The organism is Candidatus Magnetobacterium casense, assembly GCF_019173545.1.
GTDB classification, from domain to species: domain Bacteria; phylum Nitrospirota; class Thermodesulfovibrionia; order Thermodesulfovibrionales; family Magnetobacteriaceae; genus Magnetobacterium; species Magnetobacterium cryptolimnobacter.
In genome coordinates this window covers 1-8,805 of record NZ_JABXWD010000140.1, presented here as the reverse complement: position 1 = coordinate 8,805, position 8,805 = coordinate 1, and the positions used below count along the sequence as shown (strand labels likewise).

Below are 8,805 nucleotides of genomic sequence, written 5' to 3'. Positions count from 1 at the left end.
CATTAATATAATAATATTCGTCCCTACATAAAAAATAATAGACCTTCGCATTGGCAATATATTCAATGGTTTATACGGATTTTAGAAGGCTATCATCTGGAACTTCCGTATATAGCGCGTTTCGATTGCGTGCGATACAAGAAAAGAAAGGGGCGGCTCCGCCCCCCTTCAGAACCCCCTGCAAGGGGGCCAGCCCCCTTGACCCCATTATTTTGTCAATAAAATATCATGCCTGAAAAAACCTGCGTCATTTCAGTATACCACTTATAGCGTGTTTGGCTCGCATGCAATACAAAGAAAGAGGGGGGCAGCATAAATACCGTCCCCCTTTTTTCCCCGGAAGTTTTTCCTGCTATCGTTCCATCAACATGGCATAGCCCATGCCACCACCGATGCACATGGTTACGATGCCCCTCTTGTATCCCTTGCGTTTCATTTGCCGCATACCGGTGACGACCTGTCTGGCCCCCGTGCATCCAATCGGATGTCCAAGGGAGATACCACTGCCCAGTTCATTGGGCTTGTCGTTGGCCAGTCCCAGTTCCTTTATGCAGGCAAGTGCCTGGGCGGCAAAGGCCTCGTTGACCTCCCAGCAATCGATGTCTCCAACGCTGAGACCGTTTTGCTTTAACAGCTTTCTTACTGCCGGTATAGGCCCTAATCCCATATATGCAGGGTCTATGGCGCCCGTAGCGAAGCCCTTTATCTTGACATACGGCTCCAGGCCCATCGCCTTTGCCTTGTCGGCGCTCATCAGCAACACTGCCGCCGCTCCGTCGTTGATACCGGAGGCGTTACCGGCTGTGACGGAGCCATCCTTCTTAAATGCGGGCTTCATCTTTGCCAGTTTCTCCATGGAGGTATCCATTGGGCGCTCATCGGTATCCACGATGGTGTCCTCCTTGCGTCCCTTGATTACGACGGGGACAATCTCCTCTTTAAACGTGCCATCGACTATTGCCTGACGTGCCCTGGTGTGACTGAGCACACTGAGTTGGTCCTGCTCCTCCCTGGATATGCCGTAGAGCTGTACAATGTTCTCTGCCGTGATACCCATGTGATAGCCATAGAATATCTCATACAGACCGTCATAGACCATCAGGTCGATGATATCGGCCACCCCGGTCAACGCCATCCTGTAGCCCCAGCGTGCCGACGGTAACGTAAACGGGATGTTGCTCATGCTCTCCATGCCTCCGGCGATGACCACATCGGCCTCACCAAGCATGATGCTTTGTGCCCCCATAGCTATAGACCTCAGCCCGGAGGAACAGACCTTGTTGATGGTTGCCGCTGGTGTCTCCTTGGGGACACCGCTTCTGATGGTTGCCTGTCTGGCAGGATTCTGACCCTGCCCGGCCTGGACTACATTGCCCATCACGACCTCGTCTATTGACACGGGACTGAGGGCACTGTCGTAGTCGTGATACCTCTTCTCGAGTTCAATCATCCCCTGATCCTTCAGCTTGTCAGGGGCAAACTCCTTCAACGCCTCATCGGCCACCGGTCTCAGACCTACATTCTTCAATGTCTCCTTGATGACCAATGCCCCAAGGTCTATTGCCGACACATCCTTGAGAGTTCCACCAAAGGCCCCCACCGCAGTCCTGACACCACTAACTATTACTACTTCTTTCAAAGGTCAACCTCCTAATAAAATTTACCAATATTTTGCCATATCACAGCCAGAGAAAGCAAAAAAAATTATTGCTGTAAAAAAATCCTGGGCATATATAGCACGTTTCAAAAAAGAAATAAAGGGGTCGCACCCGCCCCGGCCGCAAAGAAGTCCCCTTGACCCCGTAAAATGCCATTATCTTGTATTTAATCCAATCAAAACGTGCTATAATCTCTTCTTTCGTATAAGTAGCGTTGGTAAGAGGGCCACGGTCAGGTAGTAGCAGAACTCCACCACGTAGCTGTAACGTATGTAGGCCACCGACATCAGACTGCCAAGCACTGCCGAAAGCACAGGCACACTGCCAATTACCACGACGATCAGTGACGGTACATCAGAGAACCTGCCCTTGCACAAGACATAGATGCCGTAGGAAAATGCAAGGAGGTACAACATCACCCAGGCTATGTTCTTAAACAGGAGCTTATGATATCTCAGATACGACGTGCTGAGGGACTGAAACCCCGTTTCTTTGAGACGAACAAGCAGGAGTTCGAGCTTGACACCGTCCCCCTGCTTTCCTAGGACCATAGCGTAGAAGGGGTATTTGGGTGGAAAGGGGTCTGCGTACTCGTTGAGGGTCTGTCTGATGATGGCGGCGTTTTGTGTGGTGTTTGCCGTTTTCATGGTGTTGTAGTGGGAGATGAGCGTGTAGATATTGTACCGGATCACGGAATTGTAGATATCCTCTTTGGCCGTGAGACTGGCCTCGTCTTCTCCGACATTCAGGAAGTAGTACAGAAACATAGTCCCTACAAACTTTGCGTACAGGATGGGGTGTGCCTTTATTGAAGTGCGTGCGATGTTTCTCATGTATGGGTAGAGGCCCATCAGTGGGGTAGCGGTACCTGGGGGGGGTTGCAGGATGTTTTTTAGTTCGAGCGTAACGGCCAGGTTCTGTGGATAGACGGCAAAAAAGGCGTTGCGAAGTTCCTTGATGTCCCAGGAGTTGTTTATGGTGTCCCTGACGTTGATGGGGACACGCGGCGTGACGCTATCGACAAAGGCCTTGCCAACCTGCGGCGGGAGGCTCTTGGGGGTCTCCATGAAGGGCATTGTTACGGCAAAGATGTTGTTGGCCCCAAAGGGGGATAGCGTAAAGGAGCCAATGGTACAGAGGTTGTAGGTGGCCAGGGACAACATCATCATGGCAAAGGGCGTGACAAAGCTCAGAGCCGTCCTTCTGGGATAGGAGTTCTTAATAAGATAGACAGTAATCAAAGATATGGAGATGACCAAAAACAATCCGCCTGGTCGTATCCAGACGGTGTAGCCCATCAGGAGGGATGTCATGCCCCAGCAGAGGGTATTTCTGCCGTGCAGTGCGTGTATCAGACATGCTAGGGACATTATTAAAAAGCTGACGTACAAACTCTCTGTCATATACGTTGTCTCAGACCACACGAAGGTAATGGTATTGGAGGCAGCCGTTAATGCCATGGCCGTGTATAGTGCCGTCCGTGCGCCTAAGTGTCTGAATATCACGTAGACAAACAACAGCATTGCCCCCAAGCAGACCAGGCTCTGGGTCATGGCCAGCGACAGATTCGTACCCGTAAAGAGCTTAAACACCAGCGCAATAAACAGTGGATATCCCGGAGTACGGTGGTCAAACTGCGGCGGCACGCCCTCAAGGATATTAAAGGCCAACATTGAGTACGTCCAGCTATCGGGGGTGAGCGTTACCATGGGGTAGTACAGGTAAAACGGCAATCTCGTCAGTAGAAAGGGTACAATAACAACCAACGATAGGAGCGCTATTTGGTACCCTTTCCCTATGTCTCGATTGGAATCCAGCACTTTAAGAAAAGAAAAGAAGGGGAAGGGCGCTGCCCTCCCCCTCAGACCCCCTCCCGCAAGGGGTCCAGACCCCTTGACCCCTTCCTACAGTGGGGTGATTATACATGGCCTTTCACTTGTAAGTCCGAACTATTACGCCAGTTGTTTAGCGGCGGATAGGGCCTTGTCGTAGTCGGGATGGTTTGTGATTTCGGGGACTACCTCGACGTACTTGATGGTGTCGGTCTTGTCAATTACAAAGATGGCACGACTGAGCAGTCTTAACTCCTGGATTACAACACCGTAGGCCATACCAAAAGAGGCGTCCTTGTGGTCAGAGAGGGTTATGGCGTTTTGGATACCGGCATGTGTGCAGAATCTGGCGTTTGCAAATGGCAGGTCCATACTGATGTTTATGACGACTACATCTTTTGAGAGCTTTGCGGCCTCCTCGTTGAACTTTCTCAGTTGCATGTCGCACACGGGGGTGTCAAGCGATGGTGTTACGCTTACGACCTTGACCTTTCCGGCGTAACTTTTTAGTCCTACCGGGCCTAAGCCGTTATCGAGGGCTGTAAAATCCGGTGCCTTATCTCCAATCTTCACCTCGGAACCAACGAGGGTTAATCCGTTACCTTGAAATGTAATCACACCTTTTCTTTCCATGTCTTGGGCCTCCTGTTTTTTTCTAAAGATTATAGAACTGTGATATCTTAAAATATAACGTTATAATTTGTAAACATCCCGAAATTGTCTCGCATAAAAAATCTATCCGCAGTTGACCGCTGTGGTGGACAGAATCACACACAAAAAAAAGCAGACAGGGGATGCTTATGCCCCTGCCCGCTCTGCTTTCTTTAACTACAGGACTATGATAGTTCCCTTTGTGGGAACCGCTTATCTTGTTGTAACCACCTGACTGAAGATAGGGGAGGTTGTATCCGTGGCGTATGCAGTGATGTTGACCGCACGTGTACCACTTGGGGTTACAAACACCTCACCCTCTGTGGTGTGAGTTGTAACGAATAGTGCTGCTCCGGTAAACGGACTCTTGTCACCCTTATAGGTGTGGTGGTTAATAAAGTCGTTAAGTATATCCGTGATACCACCCGGAAATGCGGTGTATGTGCTTGAACTGGCCTGGTTGTACATGGACTGACAGGTCTTGCCTGTTGCCGTTGCATTGGTGGCCTCTACGCAACCCTGGGCACCTGCCGTACTGGTTATAATTATGTATGGATCTCCTGAAACATAGGAATCCAGATATCCCTGCAGGTCTGATACGGCCCCCTTTGCTCCTGATTCAACTGCCCTAACCTTGGCCTTCTCCCTCTGCCCTAGAAACGCCGGCACTGCTATAGCGGTCAGAATTCCGATAATCGCTATAACGATCAATAATTCGATCAAGGTAAAACCCCTTTCGTCCCTCTTGCTCATCTCTGACACTATCTTAAACATGTTGGTCCTCCTCTTAACTGATACTTTCCTTAAGACGGTTAAAAACCGATCTTTTACTCTATTCCACTTTAAACTCATTGCCAACTGTTATAATGCAGTAATCATGCCATAGAGAATTTTCAAGAATACGGCTATATTATTAAGGTAATATCTATTTCCGTTGCCATATTGTGTCATACATGCCACATTGTGTCATACATGCCACAATGTTACAGTGTCGTAGTGTTAGTTAAGTTGCCGAGCCTGGAACAGATGCCTCTGTGCCTCCTGGAACCTTCCGGCCTTTGTCAGGGCATCCCCCAAGTGCTTGTGTAAGTGACCACTCTGCGGGGAGAGAGAGACGGCCCTGGTAAGGACTCCGATGGCCTCATCCACCCTGTCAAGGGACATCAGGGCAGTGGCAAGGTTGTTTAGCGCCTCCGTGTCATCGGGGTAGTGTTCGATATACTTGTTGAGGTGTATGATGGCGTATTGGTATTGTTTTCTGTTGAGGTAGAGCAATCCAAATCGCTTGCGTACCAGGGCCTCATCATCAGGGGACATCAGTGGGCCTGAGCGTGCGTAATGCTCCATGGCCTCTTCGAGCCTGCCCTTGGCAGTGAGGGCATTGCCCATGCTCATGTGTAATTCCGGGTCATCGCTTTTTAACTCAAGCCCCCTGGCGAAGTATCCGATGGCCTCGTCCAGTTTGCCGTAGTCGCTCAGTAGCAAGTCGTTGCCGTAGTTGTTGTAGGCCTTGTAGTTGTTATCCACGACGTCAATGGCATGTCTGAATATGCTCAGAGAGTTTTTCCAGTGTCCGGTGTATGTCCACGTAAGGGCCGAGTAAAACACGATCATCACAGCGGCTGCCGCAGCAAGGAGCGGTTTTCGGAACCTGTTGCTTTGCAGGAGGTCGGCGCTGCCCCACGCCAGGATTATATAGATACCAATGAGCGGAACGTATGCGTATCTGTCGGCAACGGCCTCACGTCCCGTATGTACCAGCTTGATCACTGGCACCAGGGTGCCCAGATACCACAGCCAGCCAACAAGTAAGTAGGGTCTCCTGCGGGTTGCGAGCAGGGCACAGATGCTGATTGTTACAAGAAACACGAAGGCGGCAACAGGCTTCCACAAGGGCATGTCGTAGGGATAGGGATAAAAGATGGCCAACTTACTTGGATTTACCATCATGTACAGGTATTGCACGTAACTGACTATAGCCGTAGAGACACGCCTTGCAATCGGCAACACACTCAACGGCTTTAGCCCGTGAGCCTCACTCTGTATGTGTAAGTGATCATGGCCGATATCGCAGACAGGGCAAAAAGCGGTATCTTTTCTATGACCGTCCGATAATTGAACCTCCTTAGCGGCCATACATCCATCAGGATCAGGACACAGGGCAGCGTAACCGCCATCGGCTTGGCCATAAGCGACAGTGCTAGCAACAACATGACAAGCATGTATCTCCCTGCCCTCGTCCACGTGTCCTGGCGGTTGGGAGGGACATCAGTCCCACTTGTAGGTGGTGAATTTGCATAGTGGTGATATGCAATCATGGTCAGGAGCCAAAACAGCGTACTCAGTACATTTTTGCGCTCCGCCACCCACGCAACAGACTCTACACCTAAAGGGTGTATGGCAAACAGTGTCGCAACAAAAGCGCTCTGCCACCTCTCTGCCGTCATCCGGTACAGGACGCAGAACAACAAGACGGTGTTTAGCATGTGGATTATGAGACTTGTAAGATGATGTCCTCCGGGGTTTAGCCTGAAGAGCGAAACATCCGTCATGTGAGAAATCCACGTCAACGGATGCCAGTTGGACATGAACGTAGACCTCAACGCCCACAAGACTCCCTCCTTGGTCAGACCTGCATTTACAATGGGATTGTCCCTGACGTACTGTGGGTCGTCGTAGTTTATAAAGTCGTTAAACCCCACCCGGTAGTACACGACAAGGGTTAGTAGCAACAGGGCGAGTGTGAGTGTTTTTATGTTTTCTTTGATGAGTTTAACCTCGGGGGCTAAATGTCGGCAACGCATTAAAGCGCCCTGATAAGTACCTGCCCATAATTAACTTTATACGTAAAGAAGAAAGAAGGGGGCGGCTCCGCCTTCTTTTTCGCTCCAGGACGCTCCTGGCCCCCTCAGACCCCCCTGCGAGGGGACCAGTCCCCTTGACCCCATAATACTCAATCCTATGGTTTATATAAAAACTTTTGTCCATGTACTTATCATCGCTCCGTAATCAGCACAAAGCCCTTTATTCATAGGGGTTGTCGTTTGGATCGGAGGCGATTAGTTTCAGGATAAAGGGGCCTATTTCGACCTTGTCCGTAGTGTTGAGCTTTATGGGTTTGTCGGAAGGGATTTGGATGCCGTTTAGAAAGACGCCATTTGTGCTGTTAAGGTCAACGATATAGATAGCCTTGTTGTCGTACCAGAGCCTTGCATGTTTGGCCGATACGACTTGCTCCGGCAGGTGGATATTGCATGTCCCTGAGCGTCCTATCATGAGTCCGCCGGTAGAGATAGAGTGTTGTTGTATTTCGGAGTTGTTCTGCAAAACGATGACGCTATAGGATTCTTGCTCGTAGTGTGCCACGATCTTGCTGATCTCCTTGCGCAACTTGTCTTGTGTACTGCGCATGGTGACGGAGTCATCCGAGTGTGATTGCAGAAAAGTTATAGCAATAGAGGGGCCTATGTTTATCACATCGCCGTGTTTAAGTACGGAGGAGGTGATGACCTTATCGTTGAGGGTGATCCCGGTCTGACTTTGCAGGTCCTCGACGTAGTAGGCCCCATCAAGCAAAAACACGTGTGCGTGGTGACGGGAGACAAATTGCTCTGTCAAAGAGATATCACAGTCACTTGTACGCCCTATGAGCAGCTCCTCCTCCTTGATCGGTATCGTAAAGGGTGGATAACCGTCCCTCTCTATCCGCAGGACCGGTACGGCGTCGAGCTTGTCAGCGACTATCTTGTCTGCCGCGGTATGTTCCCACATGGCCATGTAGACCTTAAATGCCTCTTTTTTGCCCTTTATGTTCGCCGTCTTGATGTAACTACACAACTGCTTGTATGTTTCGTCAAGGGTGTTGAAGGTCTCCTCGGAAAGATATATTTCGCCTGTGTTTGCCATGGCTTCAAAGCGTTGAGCAACGTTTACCACATCGCCAAAGACGTCATTGTGTTCAACTATGCAGTTGCCCGTATTGAGGCCTATGCGCAGGTGTATCTTAAGCATATCCTCTTCCCTGATGTTATGCCGTGCCACTGCACGCTGTATATCAACGGCAGCCTCAACGGCATTTCTGGCTGATTCAAAGTATGACAGCGTGCCATCGCCTATGGACTTGACGTAGGTACCCCGGAACTTATTTATTATTGGGTGGATGATGTCGTTTTGATTCTTTATAACGGTTCGTAAGGCAAGGTCCCCTGCCTCCTCCGTCAGCACCGTAGAGCCTTCAAGATCGGTAAACATTATGGTAACCCATTTGGTGTATTTGTTGTGCAGGAGGGACTCGATCTTTTTCTTTTTCTCCAGCAACTGTTCCATGTTAAAGTTTTCGGTTCTCTCCTCGGGAGTTCCACCAATCCATGGTTTTTGATCTTTAGGGGGTAACGGCATTGTCTATGTCCTCTTTTGTCAAATATATCACACTATTACCTGATTCTAAACGCCCAGGCTCATCTCCCTTTACATCTTGTTTGCCATGACTGCAAACGTGTTGGGCAACTATTCATTAATACTATTGTACCAAAAAGTCAATAATTAATAAAAGTGATATACTGAAATAACGCAGGTTTTTTCAGGCATGATATTTGAGTGTGAAATAATGGGGTCAAGGGGACTTCTTCGTGCCCGGGGCGGGTGCGACAATTGAGCCAGGGGCG

At 49.6% G+C, this 8,805-nt stretch carries 7 protein-coding genes; all 7 read right to left on the bottom strand.

The genetic code is table 11. The features are described 5' to 3' along the window. Window positions 1–352: 352 nt before the first annotated feature. A complete protein-coding gene (locus HWQ67_RS08930; protein ID WP_218252338.1) occupies window positions 353–1,639 on the bottom strand; it encodes a thiolase family protein in 1,287 nt (428 codons plus the stop codon). Window positions 1,640–1,843: 204 nt separating this feature from the next. Further along, entirely contained in the window at window positions 1,844–3,424 is a 1,581-nt protein-coding gene (locus HWQ67_RS08925) for an ArnT family glycosyltransferase (protein ID WP_218252337.1), read from the bottom strand. A 186-nt stretch (window positions 3,425–3,610) separates the two neighbouring features. Continuing rightward, window positions 3,611–4,123 (bottom strand): thiol peroxidase, encoded by a 513-nt coding sequence (gene tpx, locus HWQ67_RS08920; RefSeq protein WP_218252336.1) that lies wholly within the window; start codon window positions 4,121–4,123, stop codon window positions 3,611–3,613. 231 nt (window positions 4,124–4,354) lie between these two features. Then, entirely contained in the window at window positions 4,355–4,915 is a 561-nt protein-coding gene (locus HWQ67_RS20210) for a type II secretion system protein (RefSeq protein ID WP_320414557.1), read from the bottom strand. 225 nt (window positions 4,916–5,140) lie between these two features. After that, window positions 5,141–6,151, bottom strand: coding sequence for a tetratricopeptide repeat protein (locus HWQ67_RS08910; RefSeq protein ID WP_218252335.1), 1,011 nt, complete (start codon window positions 6,149–6,151; stop codon window positions 5,141–5,143). 11 nt (window positions 6,152–6,162) lie between these two features. Further along, window positions 6,163–6,945, bottom strand: a complete 783-nt coding sequence (locus HWQ67_RS08905) for a hypothetical protein (protein WP_218252334.1) — start codon at window positions 6,943–6,945, stop codon at window positions 6,163–6,165. Between the two features lie 220 nt (window positions 6,946–7,165). Further along, on the bottom strand, window positions 7,166–8,539 hold the full coding sequence (locus HWQ67_RS08900; RefSeq protein ID WP_218252333.1) for an adenylate/guanylate cyclase domain-containing protein: 1,374 nt from the start codon (window positions 8,537–8,539) through the stop codon (window positions 7,166–7,168). Between the last annotated feature and the right edge of the window lie 266 nt (window positions 8,540–8,805).

What these genes read in the sequence shown, in the direction of transcription:
- HWQ67_RS08900 (WP_218252333.1), bottom strand. Translation starts at nt 8,539, where the DNA reads ATGCCGTTACCCCCTAAAGATCAAAAACCATGGATTGGTGGAACTCCC.
- HWQ67_RS08905 (WP_218252334.1), bottom strand. Translation starts at nt 6,945, where the DNA reads ATGCGTTGCCGACATTTAGCCCCCGAGGTTAAACTCATCAAAGAAAAC.
- tpx (WP_218252336.1), bottom strand. Translation starts at nt 4,123, where the DNA reads ATGGAAAGAAAAGGTGTGATTACATTTCAAGGTAACGGATTAACCCTC.
- HWQ67_RS20210 (WP_320414557.1), bottom strand. Translation starts at nt 4,915, where the DNA reads ATGTTTAAGATAGTGTCAGAGATGAGCAAGAGGGACGAAAGGGGTTTT.